The organism is Anaerobacillus sp. CMMVII (assembly GCF_025377685.1).
Taxonomy (GTDB): domain Bacteria; phylum Bacillota; class Bacilli; order Bacillales; family Anaerobacillaceae; genus Anaerobacillus.
This window is the reverse complement of sequence record NZ_JACEHK010000010.1, coordinates 315,402-342,086: the sequence shown is the minus strand read 5'-3', so window position 1 is coordinate 342,086 and position 26,685 is coordinate 315,402. Positions and strand designations below refer to the sequence as shown.

Genomic DNA, 26,685 nt, shown 5'->3' with positions numbered 1-26,685 from the left:
CCGGAGAAAAAAGAGAAAGTTCACACTTTTTCCCGTCAGAACATTTGCTATTCGAGGCTTTCAAGTCAGGTGAGCTTTTCTTTCCATGTTACGACGAAATGAGTGAATAGACAAATGTTTTTATTTCAGAAAACGCTTTCTCTTTCAAATTATTGTCTAACATTTCAGTCTTTTTTGATTCTATCATTTTTACAAGCGCACTACCAACAATAATTCCATTACAGTATGGTTTTAAATTTTCTATCTGTTCACGGTTAGAAATTCCAAATCCTACAGCCACAGGTACCTTACTATGTTTTTTTACCTCATTTAAAAACTGATATATTTCTGCTCCTATTTCTTTTCGGACTCCTGTGACCCCAAGTGATGAAACACAATATAAAAACCTTTAGCTTCCTTGGCAATTTTTTTTACTCGCTGCTCCGACGTTGGTGCCACTAAAGAAATAAGTGGTAATCCTTTTTGATCACAGAGTTCACTAAAATGTCTACTTTCTTCATAAGGTAAATCTGGTATGAGGATCCCATCAAGGTCGTTTTGTTCCATTAATAACAGAACGTTTTCTTCGCCGAATTGCAAGACTGGATTATAATACGTAAATAAAATAACAGGAATGGTTAACCCCCGCGCCCTCATCTCTGGAACTAAATGTATCGCTTTTTCTAAATTCATTTGATATTGCAAGGCTCTTAATGCTGCTTGTTGTATAACTGGACCATCTGCTAATGGATCAGAGTAAGGGACACCCAACTCTAATATATGGGCACCGGCTTCTTCCAACAGTAAAGCTAACTCAATCGTTAGTTCGGGTGAAGGGTCTCCGGCCATAATAAATGGAATAAATAATTGTTCCGTTTTATCCAAAATTTCTTCTAGCCGTCTTTTAACCATTAGCGTTTCCCCCTATTGTTTCCATTAGCGTGTGTACATCTTTGTCACCTCTGCCAGATAAACAAACCAAGATTGAATGCCCAGTCGATAGTTCTTGCGCGTGTTTAAACGCATAGGCTATTGCATGGGCGCTTTCAATAGCTGGAATAATTCCTTCTAGTTGAGACAACAATTGCAGCGCCTCAAGAGCTTCACTATCGGTCACACTTTCATATTGAACTCTTCCAATATCTTTTAAGTGTGCATGCTCAGGACCTACCCCAGGGTAATCAAGACCTGCTGAAATAGAATGTGGTTCAATAATTTGCCCGTCTTCCGTTTGTAATAAATAGGTTAACGATCCATGAATGACACCTTTTGTCCCCTTCGTTAAGGTGGCTGCGTGTAAATTCGTCTCCACACCTTTTCCTGCCGCTTCTACCCCGATTAGGGTAACATCGTCTTCAAGGAATGGATAAAAAATCCCCATAGCATTACTTCCCCCACCGACACATGCAATTATTGCATCGGGGAGTTTCTCTTCTACCTGTTTAAATTGTTCCTTTGCTTCATCACCAATGACTCTTTGGAAATCCCTCACCATTTGTGGATAAGGGTGTGGTCCAACAACAGAGCCTATTAAATAAAACGTATCTGTTACATGGGTAACCCAATAACGTATTGCTTCATTTGTAGCATCTTTTAACGTCTTACTGCCACTGCTAACTGGGATTACTTCTGCACCTAATAACTTCATTCGAAAAACATTTAACGCTTGTCGTTCGATATCTTTCTCACCCATAAAGACTTTGCACTCTAAGCCGAACTTTGCTGCTACTGTAGCCGCCGCTACACCATGTTGTCCAGCACCTGTTTCAGCGACAATTTTTTTCTTACCCATGCGTTTTGCGAGGAGAGCTTGCCCAATGGCATTGTTGATTTTATGAGCACCTGTATGATTTAAGTCTTCACGTTTCAAGTAAATTTTTGCGCCACCGAAATGATTTGTACTATTCTCTGCAAGCGTCAACGTCGTTGGCCTACCAGAATACTGTTTCAGTTGTTTCATATATTCAGAAACAAAACTTTCCTCATTTATGGCATCTTTGAATGATTTTTCAAGATCATGTAAAGCATACATTAAGGTTTCAGGGACAAATTTTCCACCAAATTGGCCAAAGCGCCCGTTATCGTCGGGAAATTGATAGTTCATAGAAATAACCTCGCTTCAAATTGATTTTTAACCTTTTCTGACTTCATTCCATTCACCTCAATCCCGCTAGAGAGGTCTACTCCTAGGGGCTTATATTGTAGAAGGTCTCGAACAGAATTTACGTTTATTCCACCAGCTATAAAGCATAGGACATTTTGCAGGCTTGCCTCTTCTTGATAAAGTGGAATCGCCTCCCACTCAAAGGGCATACCCGTCCCACCTCTTTGTCCTTCCACTTTACTATCGATAACGAACCCGTCAACTAGGTGACGATATGATTTCATCTTTTTTACACCTGACTCACTGTGATGAATGACTTTCCAAACGTTTATTTGAAAGTATTCTTTTATGCGTGCCACAAAATCCGGGGGTTCATCGCCATGGCACTGGATGACATCTAATGGAACATAATTCAACACACGTTCCATTTCTTGTAATGTTGAATTTACAAAAACTCCTACAAGCTTTTGTGTAACGCTTTGTTCAAGTAGCCATTCTTGTACTTCTAAAGGGTCAACACAACGCTTACTAGGCGCAAAAACAAATCCTAAGTATTGTGCTTGACTATTAGCTGTTACAACAATGTCTTCAAAACTTTGATTTCCACAATATTTAAGCAAAGGTTTCATGGTCTACTTCTCCAAATAACGTTTGAATTCCTATTAGGGGAGTTTTCGCCCGCATAAACGTCTCTCCAACTAAGACTGCCCTTACATAGTCTTTTACTTGTTGTAGGTCATCCAAGGTTACAATTCCGCTCTCGCTAATTACAAACTGATCTTTAGGTAACTGTCTACCTATTTCGATGGTTTGGGTCAGGTTTGTCTCAAACGTTTGCAAATTCCGATTATTAATTCCGAGCATCTGTGGCTGAAACTTTGAAAATACATTTTCAAGCTCTTTTTCAGAGTGAACCTCAACAAGACATTCCAGTCCTTTTTCATACGCTTCTTGATAAAATTCATGTAATTGAGTCCTATCTAAAATTGCTGCAATGAGTAAAATTGCATCGGCTCCCATCCGGACACTTTCCTCAATTTGCTTCGAGTCAATAATAAAGTCTTTACGTAGGAGTGGAAGATTTACATCTTTTTTTATCTCCGTTAAAAATGAATGATGACCTAAAAAAAATTTTTGATCGGTTAATACTGACAAAGCGTCAGCACCACCTACCTCATATTGTTTAGCTATTTCTAGTGGATTAAAATTTTCTTTAATAATCCCTTTTGAAGGTGAAGCCTTTTTCACTTCAGCAATGAGTCCTATACTTCGATTTGGATTACTTAGCCTTTCAAATAAGGAATATCGAGTAACATCTTCTTTTTCTCTTAATTTCAAATCAAGAACTTCTTGTTTCTTCACTTCGACGATTTTGTCTAGCATGATAACGCCCCCTTATTTGTTTGCAGTAAGCGTAATTGCTCTAGTCCCCTACCACTTGAAAGGACTTGTTTTGCTTTTTCTACTCCCTCTTTGATCGTTTCTACCTCACTTGCAACGTAAAGTGCCGTTGCACTATTAAAAACAACAATATTTTCAGCCGCTATATTGGCTTTTCCTAAGAAGATTTTTTCGATTAACTCTGCGCTCTCCGCTACACTCGAAACTTGAAGATCTCGTAATTCCCCTCGTTTTAATCCCACTTCCTCTGGCGTAATTTGGTAACGAACAACTTTCCCGTTTACAAGTTCAACAACCTCTGTATAAGACGATATTGAACATTCATCTAACCCTTCGCCACCAGTTACAAATAAAGCTCGCTCAGTTCCTAATTCCCTTAGAGTTTCAGCCATTTTTAACGCATAAGAAGAATTAAATACACCAATCATTTGACGATCTGCTCTAGCAGGATTTACTAGTGGACCTAATAAATTAAAAACCGTTTTAAACCCTAGTTGTTTTCTGACATCACCTACATGTTTCATCGATTGGTGATAAAGTGGGGCAAATAAAAAACAGAGCCCCTTCTTTTCTAAAGCTTCGATAGCTTCTTGAGGAGAAGATTGAACTGGAATATTTAACTGTTCTAAAACATCTGCACTCCCACTTTTTGAAGACACTGCTCGATTACCATGTTTAGCAACTTTCACATTGCTTGCAGACAGTAAAATTGCAGTTGCTGTGGAAATATTAAATGTAGCTAATCCATCTCCTCCAGTTCCACAAGTGTCCAATAATTTCCGCTCGTTATGCTCAACCAAAACACCATGTTCCCTCATCGCTAAGGCGAACCCTACCATTTCATCAACCGTTTCCCCACGTAGACGTAGCATGGCTAACAAACTGGCAATCTGAACTTTCTCAACGTTCCCCATCATCATTTCATTCATAATTTCTTTCGCCTCAGACCTAGTTAACGTCTTTCCTTCGGAGCATTTCTTTAAGATATACTTAAACATTGCTTGCTGCCTCCCTTCCATAAGCAAACATGGTCTCGGCGATAGTAATGGCTTTAAGTAATGCTTTAGCTTTGTTCCGAGTTTCTTCCCATTCCATCTCAGGAACTGAGTCAGCAACAATTCCTGCACCTGCCTGTAGGTAGGCTTTGTTCCCTTTAATCACTAAAGTTCGTATAGCAATACAAGAGTCGATATTGCCATCAAAACCAAGGTAAGCAATAGCCCCAGCATAATACTCTCGTTTAGTTGGTTCAAGCTCCTGCAATATTTGCATAGCTCTAATTTTTGGGGCACCTGAAACCGTTCCAGCTGGAAACGAGGCAAACAAAGCATCGATTGGGTGTACTTCCTTTTGAAGGCGCCCAGTGACTTTTGAGATCATGTGCATAACGTGGGAAAACTTTCCAACCTCCATTAGAACTGGAACTTCTACTGATCCATATGTTGCGACACGCCCAATATCATTTCTAGCTAAATCTACTAGCATATAATGCTCAGCCCGTTCTTTTTGATCTTGTAAGAGCTCTTCTGCAAGAGCTTCGTCTTCTTCTTTTGTATTTCCACGTTTTCTAGTCCCTGCAATGGGGTGAATTTCAATGTGTTGGTCCTGAATTTGTACCAACCGCTCAGGGGAACTCCCTACTATTTCTATATCGTTAAGCTTTAAATAAAATAGGTAAGGTGATGGATTAATCATCCGTAAGATACGATAAATTTCCATTCCAGTAACGGTAATATCCATTTCAAAACGTTGTGAGAGAACACATTGAAAAACATCCCCAGATCCGATGTACTCTTTAATTCTCTCAACGTCACTTATAAATTTGCTTTTTTTATAGTTAGAACGAACCTTGTCAAAGGTTACTTCTTCCTCGGGTGGAGGCTGATAGAGCTTAGACACCACGTTCGTTTCAGTCACCTTCTGAATAAGCAACTCAATCTTTGCTTTGGCAACGGAATAACAATTCCTTAGCTGGGCTTGGGTTTCTTTACCGGTAACATTCACATGATGAATTAAAAATAATTCTTTTTTATGATGATCGTATGCAAGAATGGTTTCACAAAAAATAAAGCTCATTTTTTCATTTTCATCACCACGATCTAGCTTAGGCTCGATAGTTTCTACAACATCATAAGTAATTGCTCCTACAGCACCTCCACGAAATGGAATCGGAATTTCTGCTTCTTTTACTTTTAAGTAAGTAAGCGCATCTTGAAAAGCTTCTTTAAAACTAGGAGTTGTAAAAACGATTTCTTTTCGTTCGTTAAGAAATTGATATTGTTTCTGTTTTTCTATTAAATAAAATTTAGGTGTTAATCCAATAAAAGAAAACCTTGACCAAGGTGATTGCTCATCTTTACTTTCTAGTAGAAAGACAGCATCATCTTCAAGTTGTTGAAAAATTTGTATGGGAGTTAAAGTATCTGCAAAAAAATGGGAAGTAAATGGAATTGTTTTATACTTTGTAGCAGCGTCTAAAAATTGTGCTAATGTTTGGGTTATCATTTTTTTCACCTCTTATGATTAGGTGAAGAAAATGAAACAGAATTATGAGGGTGAGTTGTTAAAACTTCAAAATGTTTTAACATAAAACGGGGTATTTAAGTAAGACGTTCTACACACTGATTGTTGTTTCTTCATTGAAAGTAGTAAGATAAACCTAGCTCTCTGGCTTATTAAACTAAAGTATGTGTCCCCAAAAAGAGTACGGTACACCTGCTTTTCAATTTACAACAACTTCGCCTTAAATAAAAAAGCCTATAACTGTACAGTTATAGGCATAATTAAATAACATACCTCTGCTCAGCTCATCTCAACTATTTTCATTCTCTTCTCTTCTCGACTCTTCTCAATTAACTAAACTATTCTAAACATTCTAAACTATACTAACTCTTATCGGTTATATTACACCTCTTGATGATGATCTGTCAATTGTAAATCCGGCCTTAGATTTACTGCTTCTTCTAAGTAAATATGTTTAATTTCATTTTGTGCAACGTCAGTGTTTACAGTAAGCATAACTCGAATACACATAGGCAAACTGTCTTGAACTGGAATTTCCCGTGAGCACATGACCGGAACATAGGTCCAATCAGCAAATGAACGTAAGGCTTTAGCAGGAAATGCAGCGTTTAAATCTTCTGTAACAGTAATAAATACATGGGCAACCACATTAGGTTCAATTTGATTTTTACTAATCATTTCTTTTAAAAGTCGTTCTGTAGCTATCAAGATTTCTTTCTCATCATTTTTGGTCACTGTAATCGCACCACGCACTCCTCTAACCATGAAACCCCTCCGTCGTTTCTATATTTTAGAAAAACTTGGCTTATGAAAGCAAAGTCCTGATCCTTGATCCTTACACTTTTGGTTTAACTTTCATTCATTACCTAAAGTATAAAAATCGCTTAATATAGCATTTAATCGCTCTTCCGAAACTGAAACGACCTCTACTTTTCCAATCTCACTCAATAACACCATACGTACTATACCCTCTTCTGACTTTTTATCTTTTTTCATTGCCTCAATTAGTTCATTAACACCTAATTGAGAAGGTAATAATACATCATATTTATATTTCTTTAACCACTTGATAATGCTTGGTACATTTAAATCTATTTTATAATGATCTTCACTTACTCTTAAAGCAAATATCATCCCAATTACGACTGCTTCACCATGAGTTATGTTGCCATAGCCAAGCTTTGCTTCAATTGCATGACCCAACGTATGGCCAAAATTTAAAAATGCACGAATTCCTTTTCTGTTTCATCTACTTCAACAATCGCTTTTTTTACGGAAATCGACTTAATTAATAATTGTTCGGCCAAAGCACCTCTAATTTCTGAGAAACTATTAATAGAATCATTTAACCAATTAAGGAACTCAGGATCCCAAATAAATCCATGCTTCAAAACTTCCGCAAATCCTGAGCGCCACTCATGCTCTGGCAATGATTGCAATGTAGACGTATCATAAAAAACTGCTTCCGGTTGATAAAAAGCACCAATCATATTTTTCCCTAAGGGATGATTAATGGCAACTTTTCCACCAACACTGCTATCATGAGCAAGCAAAGTCGTCGGAACTTGAACAAAAGCAATACCCCTCATAAATGTGGCTGCAACAAAACCTGCTAAATCACCAACAACTCCACCACCTAGAGCAATGATTAGCGAACGACGATCAAGCCCTTTTTCCAAGGCAACCCCTTGAATATCATAGAAGTTTTGAAAAGATTTTGAAGCCTCCCCACTTGGAATGACATACTCATAAACATTCTCAAACTCAGTAAGAGACTTTTTCACATCATTTAAATATAATGGTGCAACTTTATCATCGGTAATTATTAAAATGGATGTTACCTTATTTTTTAAAAGATTACCCAAAAGGCTCCCAAGTTTAAAGCGAATGTTCTCACCAATATATAATGGATAATGCTTGGTACTAGTTTCTATTACCATGGTTTCCATTAAAAGTCTCTCACCCGTTCCTTGTAACGCTCAATATTCTCACTAATTTCATCAATAAAATCACTTCCGAATTTATCCAATAAGGCTACTGCAACTTCCCATGCCACACAGGCCTCTGCAACAACAGCCGCAGCTGGAACCGCACAACTATCAGAACGTTCAATCGATGCTTCGAAAATTTCTTTCGTCTCAATATCAACACTTTGGAGCGGCTTATAAAGTGTTGGAATCGGCTTCATAACTCCACGAACAACGATTGGCATACCTGTGGTCATTCCACCTTCAAATCCACCCAAATTATTTGTCCGACGTTTATAACCCGTTGCCTGATCCCAGATGATTTCATCGTGAACTTTACTTCCTGGTTTGCTAGCAGCTTCGAATCCAATTCCTACCTCTACACCTTTAAAGGCGTTAATTCCCATAACAGCACCAGCAATTTTTGCATCTAATTTCTTATCATACTGTACATAGCTCCCTAAGCCAGCTGGTACCCCTTCGATCACAACCTCAACAATTCCTCCGATAGAATCGCCATCTTTTTTCGCTTGGTCAATCGCTACCATCATTTTTTGTTCAGCAATGGGATCTAAGCAACGAACCGGAGAATTTTCCGTTTTCTCTTGGAGTTCTTCAATTGATTCATAGTGTGTAGTTTCTGCTTTAACTCCGCCAATTTCTAGTACATGACTACCTACTTTAATTCCAAAAGTAGCTAATATCTTTTTAGCGACTGCGCCTGCAGCAACTCTAACCGTTGTTTCTCTAGCAGAAGATCTTTCCAAGACATTCCGCATATCACGATGATTGTATTTCATAGCGCCAACCAAGTCGGCGTGGCCAGGACGAGGTCGTGTTATTTTTCGTTTGACGTCCTCTTCTGTCATGGTATCATCTAATGGTTCAATTCCCATGATCGTCGTCCAATGCTTCCAATCATCGTTTTCAACAATCAAAGTTATCGGTGCACCTGTGGTTTTACCGTGTCGGACACCACTTGTGATCTTCACTTGGTCCTTTTCAATTTGCATTCGTCTGCCACGACCATGTCCCTTTTGGCGTCTAGCTAAATCTACATTAACATCCTCTTGTACTAAATTTAAGTGGGCAGGAACCCCTTCTATTATTGTCGTTAATTGTGGGCCATGTGACTCACCAGCAGTTAAATATCTCATTTCTTGGTTCCTCCTAATTTCTTTAGCGCTTTTATGTGCTAAATTATATCATGGTTTACTTCTTTTGTCTTACTTTTACAAAAACTTTTTCATTTTGCAAGCTTTTTTCATAATTTCCTCCAATAAAAAATGCACAACTGTCCTGCATAACACTCTTCTAGCTTTGGACTTATTAAATTAACGCTCTTATCTAAAGGCTCTTTTCGTAAACATTGCTCCTGCGGTTACTCGTCGCACAAAAAACTTGTTGCTATTTATCCAAAGATAATTAGATAAATCCCTTAGTTGAAGAATTCACCCATTAAAATAAGTAAGAAAAGAGCAATGCTTACTAAATAAATAGTGAAATCTTAGTGTTCATGAGTAAAAATCCGGCTTTTGGGATTTTACGAAAGCAACAAAGTTTACGGAAACAGCCTAAATTAAACAAAAGGTAAATCATTAGATCAACCTTTTGAGTATGTATATATACTTATGTGTTGCACTTGATTTAAATCAAGTATTATTTTGTAAAAAAAGAAGCAACTATCTTTTTAACGGGTTCCGTTTCCTGTCGCAAAACCCGAAAATGCAATCGAAAATGTAGCACAATTTGTAGGTTCTTGAAAAAAGGCTCAGTTTACTATTCTGAGCTTTTTTTGGGTGCCTGTTGAAGAACCGCCCCATCCTTTGCTCCTTCCCCAACCATAAAAGAACGGAACCAGTTGAGGGAATTGGCAGGGGTTCATAAATAAGCGGAGAAATTTCCCTTATTTAAAAAATAGCACTAAAAATAGCTTAAATAGTAGGAATAATTCCGACTATTTACTCAAAAAACGTGAAAATGGGTGATTTTGCTTTGCTTAACCGGAAAATCTCCGCTTATTTCCCCTGAACCGAACTCTATTTGCAATTTAACCGGAAAATCTCCGGTTATTTTTAAAATTTTTGTAAGATAAATTGTATCAACTTGAGGCTAAAATTGTAGGGGTACAACAGCCAGTGTACCCCTACATTCTGGTGTGCATTTCACTATACAAAATTTAATGTTATTCCCACTCAAATGGCTTTACACCAATAAAAAATGAGTGCCAATTTCAAGTGTAAATTTGCACTCATTTTGATCTGAATTTTTAATGTTTGTGATAGGAAACGGAACCTGTTACTATCTTTTCAGGTTTTTCGATAAGCCTGTTCTCTCATAAATTGTTTTTTTCATTAGGCCATTACATCAAGTTAGGCGGGTATCTTTTCTAACTTGCCATTCAACAATTAAATAGCAACAAAGTTTACGAAAAGGGCTTTCGATAAAAAAAAGTATCCTCGTTTTCAAATCCATATTCACCTGGGTTAAAGATTTGTTCTGTACTTCCTACGAAAAGAGTTCCACCCGGACGCAATGCTCGACTAAATTTGTGGTAAAGTTCGTCTTTTGCTTCCTCAGTAAAATAAATCATCACGTTTCGGCAAATGATGAGATCAAAGTTCTGCTCAAATTTATCAGCTAATAAGTTCCCTTGTTTAAAAGTTATCATGTTCTTTATCTCATCTTTGACTCGGAAGCCCATGCCATCATTTAAAAAGTACTTTGCAAGCATTTCTTTCGGTACATCTTTCATAGAACGATCTGTATAAATACCAGCCCTGGCTCGATCCAAAATAGATCGATCTATATCTGTTGCAATAATTGTAGTATTATCCGCAACCCCTTGCTTATTCAAAATCATCGCTAACGTGTAGGGCTCTTCCCCTGTAGAACATGCTGCACTCCAGACCCTCAATCGTCTATTCGATTGTAAGAGACGTGGTAGCACTTTTCTCTCAAGTACTTCCCACCGTATTGGATTCCGATAAAATTCTGAAACGTTAATCGTCATCCTTTCAAGAAATTCATCAAATAATTCTTGACTTCTAATCATTGCTTGAAAATAACTTAAAAAATCATTAAACCCACGTTTGTCTCTTAAAGAACTTAATCTCCGCTTCATTTGTGCTTCTTTATATAATGACAAATCGATGCCAGTCTTACTTTTTACATTTAAGATAAAACCCTGATAATCATCCATTAATTTTTCCCCTTAAATCAGTTAGCTTTTTCTTTCTTTATAACATATTCTTCATTTTGTTACTAGATAGTCTTTTTCTTATTCCTTGTTACCATCGCTTTGAAAATACTAGATCTAATAGAGGAAACATCCGGTAGATCATCATTAGTAACGATTAACAACTACTTTTACAAAGATTAACCACAGGAGCAGATGGTGCTTGTACTAGACATCATCATAAATTCAATTCCCTATCTTACTAAAAACACAATATAAAAAGGCTAAGCAACAATGCCTAGCCTTCTAAATAAATTCTATATTATACCCATGTACCAATCGTTTTTTCATAATTATTTAGTTCTTCTTCTTTAAAGAAGATGCCAATCTCACGAGTAGCACTTTCAAGTGAATCGGAACCATGAATAACATTCATGCTTAATTTTGCAGCATAATCTCCACGAATTGTTCCAGGAAGAGCATCCTTAGGATTTGTCGCACCCATCATTTGACGAGCGATACTAATAACGTTTTCACCTTCCCATACCATAGCAAATACTGGACCTGAAGTAATGAAATCAACAAGTTCCCCGAAAAATGGACGTTCTTTATGCTCAGCATAATGAGTTTCTGCCATTTCCTTTGTAACCGTTAACAATTTTGCACCTACTAATTGAAAGCCTTTTTTCTCAAAACGAGATACGATTTCTCCTACCAAGTTCTTTGTACACCATCTGGCTTTACCATTAAATATGTTCTTTCCATTAAAATAACCTCACTCTCAATTATGTATCTATTTGTTGGATATTTCGGCAAGAAATAGCAAACCAACACTGAAAATTATAACAAATATTCTAAACTTATTCAATATTAATAAAAATAGTATCCGTGTTGTTAATTCACAAAAATAAATTTTATGAATGATAGATTTATGAAAATAGAACGCTCTTTTCTAAAAGCAAACAAAATTTACGAAAACAGCCCAATAGAAAAGCAAACACTCTAAAGTATTTGCCTAAAAGTTCCATTTTTATAAGTGGATTTGATTATTTTTTTTAATACTTTCTTGTTCCAATATACTTAGCTATTTGATAGAAGGATTCTTTAGCAGGGATATCAGGAAGCTTTTCAAGTTCTTTAAATGCTTTATTTAAATAACGATCACTGATCTCAAACGAATGGTCAACTCCACCAGTCGCTTTAATCCCTTCAATAATCTCACTCATCACTTTTTTATCAGCACTCTCACTATTAATCAAGCTAACGATCTGCTGACGTAACTTCAGATTGTGACACATACTATATAAGGCTGGTAAAGTTACATTCCCCTGTTGTAAATCACTGCCAGCAGGCTTTCCTAGTTCTTTTTCTGTAGCGATAAAGTCTAAGATATCATCGGTAATTTGAAAGGCCATTCCAACATTGTAGCCGAAGCGATACAAGCTAAGTTGTACATCTCTTGGTGCATCAGCAGCTAATCCACCTAACCTACAACTTACTGCAATAAGAAGTGCAGTTTTTCGCTTTATTCTGCGTAAATACAATCGGAAGTTTTGATTCCAATTATATTGGTCTCGTATTTGTTCTACTTCCCCAATACACATTTCTACCATCGCATCTGATAATATTTGGTGAACTTCTGGTTTCTCACAGTTTGTTGCCATTTCAATGGCTCTTGCAAAAATATAATCACCTGTATACATAGCCACACGATTATCCCATTTAGATTTAATCGTTTTCTTACCTCTACGTAAATCAGCATCATCAATTACATCATCATGAACAAGGGAAGCCATATGAATCAGTTCTAACGGTACAGCAACTTGCTTAATTTTTTCAATATCATAGTTACCAAATTTAGCAGCAAGCAAAACAAATACTGGCCTAATTCGCTTGCCTCCAGCCTTTAGTAAATGAGCCGAGGCTTTCTTCAAGATGGGATGCTTAGCATCAATTGTCGCCTCTAATTCTTTTTCAATTTTTGCTATATCTGAGCGTAAATGCCAATATATATCTGTTAACTTCATGCTTTCCACCTTAAATTAAATGGAATGACAATGATCTAATGCACTCCATAATGATATTTTGTTAACTTTCTTAAGCAACCCTAACTCTGTTGCTTTATCATAAAAAAGATAAAGCCCCTCAATATGTTTGTCAGTTAAGTCATGGTTCAAACCTTGAAAATAATTTTCCCAATATGTTTTTGAACCACTTAAGTCTTTCCTGATTGAGGAAATCATTTCTGAATAATTGTTTTCAAGACATTTATTCTTACTTGTCATAAATCCATCATATAAAATACTGATTCTTTCATTTTCTCTTTCCAAGATCTCATTACGAACAGCTAAAACAGCAAATGTCATCGGTAATTTGGTATGTTCATACCAAATTTGCCCTAAATCATAACGATGGAAATCAGGTGACAATCCCCATAATGTTACAATTGCATCATCGCCAATTAACAAACAAGCATCATGGTCTTTTAACATTTCATTAAAATCAGGCTTCATCACCGTATAACTTACATCCATCTGATAAAATGTTTGCAATATGATTTTCAATAAATTTACAGATGTAGCTGAACTTGATGTTAATGCTACTTTTTTTCCGTCCAATTGGGTAATTGGTACCTTAGAGAAAAGAAAGATAGATCCAACATTTTTGGGTGCAGATACAGACAAATTAGGTAAGAGAGTATACTGATCTACATGTTCACCGTAAGAAAACGAAGATATCCCCCCAACATCTATGGCCCCTTTTGACATAGCCTCATTCAACTGCGCGGGTATTTGTGGAATGAACATGCATCCAATACGATTTAAATAATCCCGATCCAAATAATAATAAAGTGGAAGCATGTTTGTATAGGAAATTTCTCCAATAACTAAACCCATAAGTTAATCCCCCCATCGGGTAAAGAGTTGATGATCAACACCGATATTATCTAGTACCTTACCAACTACAAAATTAATTAGATCATCCATTGACTTAGGTAGCTGATAAAAACCTGGCATAGCTGGAATGAGCTTTCCTCCTACCTTAGAAACTTTTAGCATGTTTTCAAGATGAATCTGATTAAATGGGGTTTCTCTAGGAACAAGAATAAGTTTTCTACTTTCTTTTAGCATTACATCTGCAGTTCGCTCTAAGAGGTTCCCAGAAGCCCCATTCGCAATACCTGACAAGGTCCCCATCGAGCAAGGAATAATGACCATTCCTTCATTACGATAAGAACCACTAGCTATTGGTGCTGTAAAATCACGTAATGTATGATAATGAAGCTTTCCTACAGCATGAGGAAAAAGTTCGTTTAAGAGTTTTTGACGATCACTGGTCTCTAAAAGAAGTTCTTCTTTAAATACCTGCCATCCTGCTTCAGTAACAATTAAATGAACTTTATAATCGGCTTTTAATAGTTCTTGAACAAGTCTTACACCATAAATTGCACCGCTAGCCCCCGTAATTCCTACTGTAAAAATCTTCTCTGTTGATATCATAGAATTAAATCTCCAATCGTGAAGACTAGCATAACCACACTTAAAATACCGTTCATTGTAAAGAAGGCAACATTTACCTTCGAGAGATCATGCGGTTTTACCAAAGAGTGTTCATAAACCATGATAGCTCCTGAAATCAAAACTCCTATTAAATAAACCCACCCTAGTGGTGAAATAAAAAACAGACTAATAAGAGAAATAAAACTTAAAATATGAATGCCTTTTGCTATGATCAATGCTTTTGCTATTCCAAAGTGACTTGGAATGGAATACAATTTCACTTTTTTATCGTAATCTGCATCTTGTGTTGCATAGATGACATCAAATCCTGCTGTCCATAAGGCTACACCTAGAAATAAAATGAGTGCATCAATTGTTAACGTTCCAGTTGCACCTACCCAACCACCTAAGGGAGCTAGTCCTATCGTAATTCCTAATACCAAATGACACGCCCATGTAAAACGTTTCGTATATGAGTAAATAACTAAAAGAAAACAGCTAGTGGTAATAAATATACTGCTAACATATTTAACTGGTATGCTGAATAAAAAAGTAAGGCAAAAGAAACAATAATAAAAATGGCTGATTCAAAAGTGGAAATTAGCCCTGCTGGTATTGCACGGTCTTTTGTTCTTGGGTTGGCTCTATCAATCTTCGCATCAATGACACGATTTAAGGCCATGGCAGCGCTTCTAGCTCCAACCATAGCCAACGTAATCCAAATCCATTGAGAGGCTGTTGGCCATGTATTGTTAATCAATAGACTTCCTAACACTGCCCCTAAAAATGCAAACGGTAATGCAAAAATCGTATGTTCGAACTTTATCATCTCAAGTATAATTTTTATTTTTCTAATCACAGTCCGCTCTCCAGTCTATCTCGTTATTTCACTCCAAGATGCATGGCAGCAACTCCGCCTGAATAAGATTGATTTGAATATCTTTAAATCCTGCTTCTTTAAACATCTCTGCTAGTTTTTCTTTATTTGGAAAGGACATCGTTGACTCCTGCAGCCAAGAATACTCCTCATAACTCTTCGCAAACAATTTACCAAATAACGGCATTACGTTTTTGAAGTAAAAATTGTACAGTTGTTTAAAACCAAAAGAAGTAGGTTGTGAGGTTTCTAAACAAACAACTTTCCCACCAGGTTTTAAGACACGATGCATTTCCCTCAGCACCTGCATATAATCTGGTACATTTCTTAATCCAAAACCAATCGTAACAAAATCAAACTGGTTATCAGGAAAAGGTAATTCCATTGCATTTCCGTGAATAAGTTCGATTGAGGTATTGTTCGCACTTTTTCTTTTCCTACAGAAAGCATATTTTTACTAAAATCTAGGCCGTAGACCTTGCCTTCTTCCCCTACAGCTTGTCCTAAAGCAATCGTCCAATCCGCAGTTCCACAACACACATCTAATGCTTTATTTCCTTTTTGAACATTCATTCGTTTCATCGTATCTTTACGCCAAGCAATATGACGTTGAAAACTTATAATCGAGTTCATCGTATCGTACTTTTTATAAATGGTCTCAAAACTTGATGTACTTTTTGCTCTTTTGATTGCGCCATTTTCTAACCTTCTTCCGCAACTTTTTCTTTTAAAAGATCAGCCTCAATAAGCATTTGATCCATTCTCACTAAAATAAATGAATTTAATGGAGACGCTTGCTTACATAACGAATGTAGCTTACTTTTTGAAAGATAAACATATTTATCACACATTTCTAAGCAGTGTTTCAACCTTGCTTCTTCGGTTAACTTTAAGAAGCTTGAACTGTTACCATTAACAATCATATTAATTAATGGGACATCTTTACCTTGCAAGAGAGATTCTCTGTCAGTCATCAACCGCTTAAAAAAGAAAAACTCACTAGCGATAGCCTTCCAATTTGGTAATTTAAAATGGTCAGCAATTTTTTGAATAAGCGACGATTCAATAATCTTTATATCTTCGATTGATTGTGATATGTTTCCATGAGTACTTTTGTAAAAACTCATCTTTGACTCGTTAATTTCTTGAATAGAATTAGCTAACAAGCGGATCATTGTTATATCATTAATTTTTGCGAGCAAAAATAATAAAGACTACTGTAGTAATCTCCCGCTAATACTGATAACTGCCGTTCTTTTTTCACTCTATCTGAACTAACACTTGACGTTGATACTGTTTCATGAGTATCTAATGCCGCTTGAACAAGAAGAGTCGTAATAATATATTCATTTAAACTTTTCTTAGCAAGCTTTTGTTCTTCAAGCATCGAATAAAGAAGAAATAAACGGTCCTCATCTAAATTAGGGTCTTCGATAAACTTATTAATATAAGGATGCTTAATCCGTTCGTAAAACCGTTCTTTTATTTGTTTTATTTCTTCGTTTATATAATTAATCAAAATCATCTTAAGTCCCCCAGAAAACAAAACAATTTTCCCCTGCAAATTACATCATGAGTAGATCTAAATAAAAATCACCATACTTGAAGTTATACTTTCTCAAGTGTAAAAAGAACATTACTAGTATAACATAATATTAAAAGAAGGTTAAAGTGCGACATTTGAATTAGAAAAACTTGGTTTGACAATAAATGATAAAAAAGCAGGCTTCGCCCTGCTTTTTAGCTATCAGTCTCAACTTCACCGTGTTTCGTTTGGATGATTGCTTTGCCTCGAATTTTTATAGCAGAAGTATGGTCTGTAAATTGGGCGATCATAACCTCACCTTTATCTAATTTCTCTGAATGGTGAAACCGTGTGTCTGAACCCCTAGTTAAGCCGATAACATTGACGCCGTTTTCTTTTGCTTTAATAACAATAAAATCATCATTACTTGTCATCGTAATCCTCCCCCTGTAACCGCCGTTAATTAAAGTCTCTCTTTACTATTACCTAAGGATAAATGATTGTCAATAAGGTACTACATGATCATTATGTACGCTACATAAACCCCGATTAAAATGATTACCATTGGAATGATCCAACTTAAAAGTTGAGTTTTCGTATTATTTCTCATTAAGATCACCTCTACATTAAGTTATCCATTTATTGAAAAGAAAATGTAGAATGAAAATTGCTTATCATTCGCAATAGTTTTATCTTGCATTAATTAATGATAACACTTCTGCCCGCGCAGCTGGATTGTTAGCAAATGCTCCACGGACTGCAGAAGTCACTGTTGATGAGCCTGGCTTCTTAACTCCACGCATTGTCATGCACATATGCTCAGCTTCTACGACAACTATGACACCAAGTGGTTGCAAGGTTTCAACCATTGCATCAGCAACCGTTGACGTAATTCTTTCTTGTAGTTGTGGGCGCTTGGCAACTGCTTCAACGGCTCTAGCTAATTTACTTAAACCAGTTACCTTTCCCCCTTTAGGAATATAACCAACGTGAGCTTTACCAAAAAAAGGAACCAGATGGTGTTCACACATTGAATAGAATGGAATATCTTTAACAAGAACTAACTCTTCATGATCTTCACTAAATACTGTAGCAAAATGTTCTTTAGGATCTTGTTGTAACCCTTGAAAAACTTCTTCATACATTTTTGCTACTCGTTTAGGTGTATCCAATAATCCTTCTCTGCTAGGATCTTCTCCAATCGCTTCTAGGATCATGACAATCGCTTCTTCAATTTTTTTGTGATCAAATTTTTCAAAACAAATATCCTCCAGTCAATACAAAACTTCGTATAAAAAAAAGCATAGCATAGCAAACATTACCAAAGCAATTAAAAAATTGGATATTCTTCGCTAATAGGATACCCAGATTGTATTTCTTTACTAACTTCAGAAACATTTATTATTACTGGTGAAAATTTTACAGCAATTACTTTATGAGTCTCGCCTAACATTATCATTCAAATACATAAGTAAGACATTCCTTACATTCTTAAAATAGCCAAAGTTTACGAAAGATAACGAAAAAAAAAAGAAGAGATGTTTGCACATCTCTTCTTGCCCCATATGTATGAGATTATTTTACTGCATCCTTAAGGGCTTTACCAGGTTTGAATGCTGGTACTTTGCTAGCAGCGATTTCAATTTCTTCACCTGTTTGAGGGTTACGTCCTTTACGAGCCGCGCGCTCACGCACCTCAAAGTTACCGAATCCGATAAGTTGTACTTTATCCCCACTTTGAAGAGAGTCAGTAATTGCTTCGAATACAGCATCAACTGCATTAGTTGCGTCTTTCTTAGAAAGACTTGACTTCTCAGCAACCGCATTAATTAATTCTGTTTTGTTCATGGAATTCACCTCCTCCCAAAATTTCACGTTATTCAATTTCTTGCACATTTTCACAAATTTTATACTTGTTTTACGGAAATACTTGAATAACAAGCCTTATATTAAACGATCATCAGCAATAATTCAATATGTTTTCATCAATTCTTTGCATTTTTAAGACTTTTTTCCCTAAATTTTCATCAAATCCCTTAAGAATTTTATTACAGTTTAGGGAATTTTATCATATCTGCCAAACATTAGCAAATAATATATAATTTTATGTTTTTTCGTAGTATTTTGTCATTATCTCACTTCTACTAATTCTTCGCCATTCAATAGTGACTACTTCTTAACTGATTGATCTTCAATTCAACTCTTTTGGAACATAAATTTTATAGTTCTTACTGGTTTTGGTTCCAACCACCACTATTGGAACATATTTTTATAGTTTCTTACTGATTTGTGTTCCAACCCGATTACCGAAACCACCCTGCTTCTCACTAATTCCACGTTCCGCTCTTTGATACTTAAATCTTACATTCCCTTGCAAAACACACTTCTTTAACAACTTTATAAACTCAGCTTTCATCTCAAGATTGAATTCCATGAGCGGTTCCATACAGAAGAAAAAGCCCCACAGATAACGAAAAATACCATAAACAAAAATAAAGCAAAAAACTCCCTAAGAGAGTTTTTTGCTTTATTGTGAACAACTATAAAATGATGGCAATTAAACCGCCTGAGCCTTCATTAATAATTCTTTCTAAGGTTTCTTTTAGCTTATATCGCGCATTTTCTGGCATCAGTGATAATTTTGCTTGAATGCCTTCACGCACGATTGAATTTAATGAACGTCCAAAGATATCAGAGTTCCAAATTGATAATGGGTTGTCTTCGAAATCTTGCATTAGATACCTTACAAGCTCTTCACTTTGCTTTTCAGTACCTATGATAGGTGCAAACTCTGATTCGACATCAACTTTGATCATGTGAATTGAAGGAGCAACAGCTTTTAAACGTACTCCAAATCTAGAGCCTTGGCGAATAATTTCCGGTTCATCTAAACTCATATCGCTAATTGTTGGTGCAGCAATACCATAGCCTGTTTGCTTAACCATCTTTAAGGCTTCTGCTACTTGATCGTATTCCGATTTCGCATGTGCAAAATCTTGCATTAACTGTAAGAGGTGATCTTTCCCTCTTATTTCGACGCCTACGACTTCTTTTAAGATTTGGTCATATAGATCGTCTGGAGCGTATAAGTCGATTTCAGCAACTCCTAGGCCCATTTCAATGCCAGCTAAGCCAGCGTGATCAATGAACTCAAATTCACCGAATAAACCTACCACACGGTCTACATCACGAAGACGCTTGATATCCTTAACAGTGTCACGTACAGCTTCCTCATAGTTTTGTCGTAACCAGTGTTCTTCTTTTAACACCATTACCCAGCTAGGAAGGTTAACGTTTACTTCGTGAACAGGGAATTCAAACAACACTTCACGGAGAACACTATTAATATCTTGCTCATTCATACTTTCAACACTTAAAGCTATAACCGGTACATCATGTTTTTCCATGAGTGATTGTCGGAGAGCTTCCGTATCAGGATGTTGCGGGCGTACTGAGTTAATAATAACGATAAACGGTTTTCCTACTTCCTTTAACTCATTAATAACTCTTTCCTCAGACTCAATGTAGTTTGAGCGTGGTATTTCACCAATTGAACCATCAGTAGTAATCACAACACCTAATGTTGAATGCTCTTGAATACTTTTCTCGTTCCAATTTCAGCTGCTTCTTGGAATGGAATTGGCTCTTCATACCAAGGAGTACTAATCATTCGAGGTCCATTTTCATCTTCATATCCCGTTGCTCCTGGGACTGTATAGCCCACACAATCAACGAGGCGAATATTTACATCTAGACCTTCATCAACATGAATTGTCGCAGCGTGATTTGGGACAAACTTTGGCTCTGTCGTCATAATTTGTTTACCAGCAGCACTTTGTGGTAATTCATCTTTCGCTCTAGCTTTTTCAGATTCATTCTCAATATTTGGAATGACCACTAGTTCCATAAACTTTTTAATAAAGTCGACTTACCCGTTCTAACGGAGCCCACCACTCCTAAATAAATATCGCCACCCGTTCTTTCAGCGATATCTTTAAAGATATCAACTTTTTCCACGTGATCCCCTCCCGAATCATTTGTTTAAATTATTTCATCCACGATATTAGGAATGTTGCTTAATCTATTAGTACATCAATTAATCGTGGAAGCTTCCAATTGCCGTTGTTCTAATCTCGGACATTATATACTTATGATGTTGTCCAACAAATATGACACTAGTTTCCAAAAGTTATTAGATTAAGTTCAATTTGGTAAACTTTTTCATGTTTTTACACTCATCACCTACTCATTTATATTAATTTTTCATAGAGTTTGGCTTTATGTATCTTAAAAGTGAACACAAAAAAGCCCCTTCCTTTTTGTATATATATGTGGAGAGAGGCTTTATATAACTATTTATTTAAAAATATTTAAAATTAACTTTCAATAAAGATAGCGTTACCTTCAAAAATCGTATATGGAACAGAGTAAGCTGGAACAAACGGAAAATGCTCTACTAGCAGCCCACGAATATCATCCCCTGGTTTAAAGTTATGCTCAAATTTACTTAAAGCATAGTTTAAATCAATTGTATAATCTACAATTACTTGGCCAGCTCCATCGATATATAGCGGGAGACGGTGGTCAGGATGGAATGGACTTTTCACAGTTGGCGGTTCTTTTAACCTAATTTTTTCGTGATCGACCAAAAACACTCCATTGGCAATGACTTCTTGAACTGGGGCAAACCGGTGTTTTCTTCGGTAGTCATTAACAGTCCTCTGAAACTCTTGGATTGCCCTTGTCATTGTTAAGTCAATAAGCTTAACTTGGGGATTTTCTTCAACGTCAACCAAGACATATTGATAAACCCCACCACTTTCAAAGGAATTACCTGGTGGTTGCTGTAAATATCTTGGTACGAGTTTTTGGAAATCTACTAAGTACCTTTGAAAACTATTTGGTTCTGTTTCCTTATAATGAACAGGTAACGCTTGATTATCAAGTCTAAACTGAACAATCGCATGTTGGACAGAAAGGATTTGATCTTCATAGGGAATTTGATTTTCTACTTTTTTCTCATCTGGATAAAGACATCCTGTCAATAATAATAACAAAAAAGTAATCGGTAATAACCTCTTCATACAATCAACCTCATTATCCAGTTTTTTAGACGGTAGGAACATTTACGACTAGTAATAAAATAATAATGCCCGCAAAAACGATACATATAAAAGCTATTCCTAATACTATTTTCTGGAAAATACCTGATAATTTTTTTCTAGCAAAAACTGAACCAAAAACAGCAAAAAACATTAAACCCATAGCTATAAACGAAACCCACATTTTTAACAACCCTTCAGTCATAGTTATCCTCCATTTATTTATATAATAGAATTAGCAATAAGACAATTGCCGGATTATTATAGCACAAAATAAATCCACTTTACATTAATAACACCTCCACGGTATTAATATATTACTTTCACAAAAACGAAAAAAAATGGTCACTCTACTTGAGCAACCATAAAAATGAAGCATTTTCGTTGTATCCAACTAACAATTATTAGACTACGCAGCCTATACATGAGGTTTTAAGGACTACTATTGACTAACGTAAGAAGGGGCATTTCCTTAAGTTAGCTAGCTAAATACTAATTCCCTAAAAAGAGCCCTTGTTAATGTTGGTTCCGTTTCAGTATATGCAAATGTAAATTAAAGCGTAGATAGCACTAGCCTAGAAATTCACTATTTTTTCCCAAACATTTTTGCAAGAGATGCGAAATCTACTGGCATGTTATTATTTACAATTGTCTTAACAAGTTCATCCTCTTTTTCTTTTGGGACCGATCTATTTGCTAATTTCGCTACTTGTTGAATCAGGTTACGTACTGTTTGTTCATCCTTAAAGTTAGCACCGCTAACTGAATTTGCCAAATTAAAGATATCCTGTTGTTTTACGTTTGTTTTCTTTTCCAAGTTATCAAAGAAGTTGTTGTTGTTTCCCACAGTGATGTCCTCCCTAAAAGTAAGTTTCAACATATCATATGCGGGAGGGGGGCTATTGTGAAAAACTATTGTATTTATAATAGGCTTTTTTCGTAAACTTTGTTGCTTTTAGGTCGTCTATTAAGAATAAATAAGCTTTTTAGGACAAATTTATTTGTCCCAATGGCTTATTTATTCTCAAAAGCTTCACGCAAAGCGTGAAGAACCAAGCATTCAATTGGTTACGACCTAAAAGCTAATAGCAACTATCTTTTAGATAGGCTGTTTTCGCAAAGTTTGTTGCTTTCGTAAAAATCCCAAAAGTCGGATTTTTACACAAAAATACTAAGATTTCACAACTTATTTAGCAAGTAGCGCTCTTTTCTTACTAAATTTATTGAGTGATATCTTCATCATAAGGAATTTTTCCAATTATTTTACGTTAAAAAGCCACAATGTTTACGAAAAGAACCTTTAGAAAAGAGCGTAATAATAAGAAAAGCACAAGGCGCCCTAGGAAAAAGCGTAGTGCTTTTTCCTAGGGCGCCTGAAGGTAGACATCAACTACTAAAAACGTTTAAATATTTTAGTCTTTCTAGAAAAGTCAAAATAACTCGTCTTACAAACGCAAATCTTCTACCTCATGAGTTTTCACTCGCCCCATAAGCTCATCAACAGCTACCTGTGGCTGTTTATTATTAAACAATACATCATAAAGAACAGTTGTAATTGGCATTTCTACACCCTCACGAATGGCTAATTGGTAAGCCGCTTTAGTTGTTCGGACACCTTCTACTGCCATTCCCATATTCTCTAGTACCTCGTCTAGTGACTGCCCTTGTCCCAATAGATTACCTGCTCGCCAATTACGGCTATGAACACTCGTACACGTTACAATTAAGTCTCCTAACCCCGATAAACCTGCAAAGGTTAATGGGCTAGCTCCTAATTTTATTCCTAAACGAGCAATCTCAGCTAAGCCCCTTGTCATTAGCGCCGCTTTTGCGTTATCTCCAAAACCCAAACCATTTGTTAAGCCAGCTCCAAGAGCTATTATATTTTTTAACGCACCTCCGATTTCAACTCCAATTAAATCTGGATTTGTATAGACGCGAAAATGCATATTCATAAATAAATCTTGAACATATTCAGCTGCTTCCATTTGCAAAGAAGAACTAGTAACTGTAGTTGGTTGACGCAGACTTACTTCTTCCGCATGGCTTGGGCCAGATAAAACGACTACAGACTTTCTAAATTTTTCAGGTATTTCCTCCTCTATCATTTCAGAAATACGTTTCAAACTGTCAGGTTCAATACCCTTACTAGCATGAATAAACGTTACTGATGATTTAAGAAAAGGTCTTATTTCCCCTAAAACCTCCCGCATTGCTTTCGTAGGGACTACTAGTAAAATCGCTTCGACTCCAGCAATTGCTTCTTCTATATTTGTAAAGCCTAAGATATTTTGAGATAAGGTAATTCCAGGTAGATACTTTTCATTTGTATGATTTTCGTTAATTTCGCGCATCTGCACTTCGTCACGTCCCCAGAGACTAACCTGGTGGTTATTATCAGTCAAAACTATACTTAAAGCACTTCCCCAACTTCCTGCACCAATAACTGCAACTTTTGCCATCTATTTCCCTCTCCCTATTATTTTACTTTTTTCCCAATCTTACTTTCATTTCCTTTACTAAGTCTTACTATATTTGCCCGATGTCTCCATATTGATAAAATGGTAACAATGATAAGTAAATATACATACTCAATTGGATAAATGAAATAATCACGAAACATACTCGTTATTAAGGTTGTTAAAAGCAAAAATAGTAATGAACCAAGAGACACAAAACGTGTAATTGCAATACTGATAATCGCAAGAACTCCAGCAATTAGAGCCGGCCAGAATACAAGGGTTGCAAGTACTCCTATTGTCGTTGCAACCCCTTTTCCACCCTTAAAACGTAAGAATACAGGCCAATTATGCCCCACAATAGCTGCAAGACCAGCTAAGGCAGGTGCAATTCCTTCACCAACTAAATAAAAGCCTAGTAAGACCGCTAGAATTCCTTTTATTGCATCTAACAGCAAAACAGCAATCGCGGGACCAACGCCTAAAACCCTTAGTGTGTTTGTCGCTCCTGCATTTCCACTTCCATGTTGACGAATATCAACCTTTTTCAGTCTTTTTCCAAATATATAACTAAAACTAATTGATCCTAGTAGGTATCCTACTAAGACGGAAACAAATATAGCCATCTTTTCTTCCCCCATTTATACCTTTTTAAGATGCTTTGCATTAGGAGAAAACGTTTAGTCGTTCTTTTTCCTAGGAATGATTTTAATTGGTGTTCCTTTAAACTCAAATGTAGCTCTGATCCGATTTTCTAAGAAGCGTTCATATGAGAAGTGCAGCAATTCCGGTTCGTTAACAAAAAGTACAAACGTTGGTGGTTTAATAGCCACTTGAGTAACATAATTAATTCGTAAACGTTTGCCTTTATCAGTTGGCGTAGGATTCATAGCAACAGCATCCATGATTAAATCATTTAGAACGTTTGTCGGTACACGTAAGCTATGATTTTCTGCCACAACATTAACCATTGGTAGGATTGTATTTAACCGCTGTTTAGAGTGAGCTGAAACGAAAAGGATAGGTGCATAGTCTAAAAATAGGAAGTGATCTTTAATCTTCTGCTCAAACGTTTGTAACGTTTTATCATCCTTTGTGATTGCATCCCATTTATTAACTACGATAATGACCGCTCTTCCGGCTTCATGTGCGTAACCAGCGATTTTTTTGTCTTGCTCTAAGATCCCTTCTTCTGCATTTAAAACAACTAAAACAACGTCTGAGCGTTCTATTGCCTTTAAAGCTCTTAGTACACTATACTTTTCGGTACTCTCATATACTTTTCCTCTTTTTCTCATTCCGGCTGTATCAATTAATACATATTGTTGGTCATCTACGGTAAATGGAGTATCAATCGCATCTCTCGTTGTCCCGGCAATGTTACTAACAATGACTCGTTCTTCCCCTAACAATGAGTTTACTAAGGACGATTTCCCAACATTTGGTCGACCAATTAGTGATACACGAATGGTATCTTCATCATACGCATCTTCCTCACCCTCTGGAAAATGTTTGATGACTTCATCTAATAAATCCCCTAAACCTAAACCATGGGAACCAGATATCGCAACTGGATCACCCATTCCTAATGAGTAAAACTCATAGAGTTGCTCGCGCATTTCAGGATTATCAATTTTGTTGACAGCTAAGACAACAGGCTTTTTTGAACGAAACAAGATCTTTGCAACTTCTTCATCTGCATTAGTGATTCCTTCACGGCCGTTTACGATAAAGACAATCACATCTGCTTCTTGTATCGCTAACTCTGCTTGATGTCTCATTTGCGTTAATAACGGCTCATCACTTATTTCAATACCACCTGTATCAATTAAGTTGAAATCTTTATTTAACCATTCTCCAGAGCTATAAATTCGATCTCTTGTCACTCCTGGCATATCTTCAACAATTGAAACTCTTTCTCCAACAATTCTGTTAAAAATTGTAGACTTTCCTACGTTTGGTCTTCCTACAATTGCTACTACTGGTTTTGTCATAATATAATTACCTTCCTTTTTCTTACCTATTAATTTGTTATAAAAATGAGTGAATTTCATAATCACCTTAATCAAG

Annotated in this window: 20 protein-coding genes and 7 pseudogenes; all 27 read right to left on the bottom strand. The window is 36.3% G+C overall.

The genetic code is table 11. The features are described 5' to 3' along the window. Positions 1 to 88: 88 nt before the first annotated feature. A pseudogene (gene trpA / locus H1D32_RS15275) lies at positions 89 to 891 on the bottom strand (tryptophan synthase subunit alpha). Then, the gene (trpB, locus tag H1D32_RS15270; RefSeq protein ID WP_261179137.1) at positions 884 to 2,083 is read right to left on the bottom strand and encodes a tryptophan synthase subunit beta; all 1,200 of its coding nucleotides are present in this window, start codon (positions 2,081 to 2,083) and stop codon (positions 884 to 886) included. The pseudogene trpA and the gene trpB overlap by 8 nt, the downstream one beginning before the upstream one ends. Next, positions 2,080 to 2,712 carry a phosphoribosylanthranilate isomerase gene (locus H1D32_RS15265; RefSeq protein ID WP_261179136.1) on the bottom strand — a complete coding sequence of 211 codons (633 nt, stop codon included), beginning with the start codon at positions 2,710 to 2,712 and terminating at the stop codon, positions 2,080 to 2,082. Before H1D32_RS15265 ends, trpB begins: the two co-directional genes overlap by 4 nt. Then, positions 2,696 to 3,466: an indole-3-glycerol phosphate synthase TrpC gene (gene trpC / locus H1D32_RS15260; protein ID WP_261179135.1), complete on the bottom strand. Its 771-nt coding sequence runs from the start codon at positions 3,464 to 3,466 to the stop codon at positions 2,696 to 2,698. Before trpC ends, H1D32_RS15265 begins: the two co-directional genes overlap by 17 nt. Continuing rightward, complete coding sequence (trpD, locus tag H1D32_RS15255) at positions 3,460 to 4,482, bottom strand: anthranilate phosphoribosyltransferase (RefSeq protein WP_261179134.1); 1,023 nt, start codon at positions 4,480 to 4,482, stop codon at positions 3,460 to 3,462. Before trpD ends, trpC begins: the two co-directional genes overlap by 7 nt. Beyond that, positions 4,475 to 5,989 carry an anthranilate synthase component I gene (trpE, locus tag H1D32_RS15250; protein WP_261179133.1) on the bottom strand — a complete coding sequence of 505 codons (1,515 nt, stop codon included), beginning with the start codon at positions 5,987 to 5,989 and terminating at the stop codon, positions 4,475 to 4,477. Before trpE ends, trpD begins: the two co-directional genes overlap by 8 nt. Positions 5,990 to 6,388: 399 nt before the next feature. Then, positions 6,389 to 6,772: a chorismate mutase gene (gene aroH / locus H1D32_RS15245; RefSeq protein WP_261179131.1), complete on the bottom strand. Its 384-nt coding sequence runs from the start codon at positions 6,770 to 6,772 to the stop codon at positions 6,389 to 6,391. Between the two features lie 90 nt (positions 6,773 to 6,862). Then, positions 6,863 to 7,956 (bottom strand): annotated as a pseudogene (aroB, locus tag H1D32_RS15240) (3-dehydroquinate synthase). Further along, complete coding sequence (aroC, locus tag H1D32_RS15235; protein WP_261179130.1) at positions 7,956 to 9,131, bottom strand: chorismate synthase; 1,176 nt, start codon at positions 9,129 to 9,131, stop codon at positions 7,956 to 7,958. Before aroC ends, aroB begins: the two are co-directional and overlap by 1 nt. A gap of 1,268 nt (positions 9,132 to 10,399) precedes the next feature. Continuing rightward, complete coding sequence (locus H1D32_RS15230) at positions 10,400 to 11,176, bottom strand: CheR family methyltransferase (RefSeq protein WP_261179129.1); 777 nt, start codon at positions 11,174 to 11,176, stop codon at positions 10,400 to 10,402. Between the two features lie 298 nt (positions 11,177 to 11,474). Further along, positions 11,475 to 11,917 (bottom strand): annotated as a pseudogene (gene ndk / locus H1D32_RS15225) (nucleoside-diphosphate kinase). Positions 11,918 to 12,207: 290 nt separating this feature from the next. Continuing rightward, positions 12,208 to 13,179: a heptaprenyl diphosphate synthase component II gene (gene hepT / locus H1D32_RS15220; protein WP_261179127.1), complete on the bottom strand. Its 972-nt coding sequence runs from the start codon at positions 13,177 to 13,179 to the stop codon at positions 12,208 to 12,210. A gap of 15 nt (positions 13,180 to 13,194) precedes the next feature. Then, positions 13,195 to 14,049, bottom strand: coding sequence for a menaquinone biosynthesis protein (locus tag H1D32_RS15215; protein WP_261179125.1), 855 nt, complete (start codon positions 14,047 to 14,049; stop codon positions 13,195 to 13,197). Between the two features lie 3 nt (positions 14,050 to 14,052). Continuing rightward, positions 14,053 to 14,652 carry a UbiX family flavin prenyltransferase gene (locus H1D32_RS15210; protein ID WP_261179124.1) on the bottom strand — a complete coding sequence of 200 codons (600 nt, stop codon included), beginning with the start codon at positions 14,650 to 14,652 and terminating at the stop codon, positions 14,053 to 14,055. Next, positions 14,649 to 15,481, bottom strand: a pseudogene (locus tag H1D32_RS25460) (UbiA-like polyprenyltransferase). Before H1D32_RS25460 ends, H1D32_RS15210 begins: the two are co-directional and overlap by 4 nt. Before the next feature lie 53 nt (positions 15,482 to 15,534). After that, positions 15,535 to 16,227 (bottom strand): annotated as a pseudogene (locus tag H1D32_RS15195) (demethylmenaquinone methyltransferase). A gap of 3 nt (positions 16,228 to 16,230) precedes the next feature. Continuing rightward, positions 16,231 to 17,054: pseudogene (locus H1D32_RS15190) on the bottom strand (heptaprenyl diphosphate synthase component 1). Positions 17,055 to 17,269: 215 nt separating this feature from the next. Continuing rightward, entirely contained in the window at positions 17,270 to 17,488 is a 219-nt protein-coding gene (mtrB, locus tag H1D32_RS15185; protein ID WP_261179122.1) for a trp RNA-binding attenuation protein MtrB, read from the bottom strand. A gap of 255 nt (positions 17,489 to 17,743) precedes the next feature. Then, positions 17,744 to 18,319 carry a GTP cyclohydrolase I FolE gene (gene folE, locus H1D32_RS15180; RefSeq protein WP_261179277.1) on the bottom strand — a complete coding sequence of 192 codons (576 nt, stop codon included), beginning with the start codon at positions 18,317 to 18,319 and terminating at the stop codon, positions 17,744 to 17,746. Positions 18,320 to 18,629: 310 nt separating this feature from the next. Next, on the bottom strand, positions 18,630 to 18,902 hold the full coding sequence (locus H1D32_RS15175; protein ID WP_071308989.1) for an HU family DNA-binding protein: 273 nt from the start codon (positions 18,900 to 18,902) through the stop codon (positions 18,630 to 18,632). 692 nt (positions 18,903 to 19,594) lie between these two features. Continuing rightward, positions 19,595 to 21,071, bottom strand: a pseudogene (gene spoIVA / locus H1D32_RS15170) (stage IV sporulation protein A). A gap of 359 nt (positions 21,072 to 21,430) precedes the next feature. Beyond that, positions 21,431 to 22,138 (bottom strand): hypothetical protein, encoded by a 708-nt coding sequence (locus tag H1D32_RS15165; protein ID WP_261179121.1) that lies wholly within the window; start codon positions 22,136 to 22,138, stop codon positions 21,431 to 21,433. A 25-nt stretch (positions 22,139 to 22,163) separates the two neighbouring features. Next, a complete protein-coding gene (locus H1D32_RS15160; RefSeq protein ID WP_261179119.1) occupies positions 22,164 to 22,361 on the bottom strand; it encodes a DUF2768 domain-containing protein in 198 nt (65 codons plus the stop codon). A gap of 381 nt (positions 22,362 to 22,742) precedes the next feature. Then, entirely contained in the window at positions 22,743 to 23,003 is a 261-nt protein-coding gene (locus H1D32_RS15155) for a stage VI sporulation protein F (protein ID WP_396126208.1), read from the bottom strand. Between the two features lie 598 nt (positions 23,004 to 23,601). Further along, positions 23,602 to 24,618 (bottom strand): NAD(P)H-dependent glycerol-3-phosphate dehydrogenase, encoded by a 1,017-nt coding sequence (locus H1D32_RS15150; RefSeq protein WP_261179117.1) that lies wholly within the window; start codon positions 24,616 to 24,618, stop codon positions 23,602 to 23,604. 17 nt (positions 24,619 to 24,635) lie between these two features. Further along, on the bottom strand, positions 24,636 to 25,241 hold the full coding sequence (gene plsY / locus H1D32_RS15145; RefSeq protein ID WP_261179116.1) for a glycerol-3-phosphate 1-O-acyltransferase PlsY: 606 nt from the start codon (positions 25,239 to 25,241) through the stop codon (positions 24,636 to 24,638). A gap of 54 nt (positions 25,242 to 25,295) precedes the next feature. Continuing rightward, the gene (gene der, locus H1D32_RS15140; RefSeq protein ID WP_261179115.1) at positions 25,296 to 26,609 is read right to left on the bottom strand and encodes a ribosome biogenesis GTPase Der; all 1,314 of its coding nucleotides are present in this window, start codon (positions 26,607 to 26,609) and stop codon (positions 25,296 to 25,298) included. Positions 26,610 to 26,685: the final 76 nt, after the last annotated feature.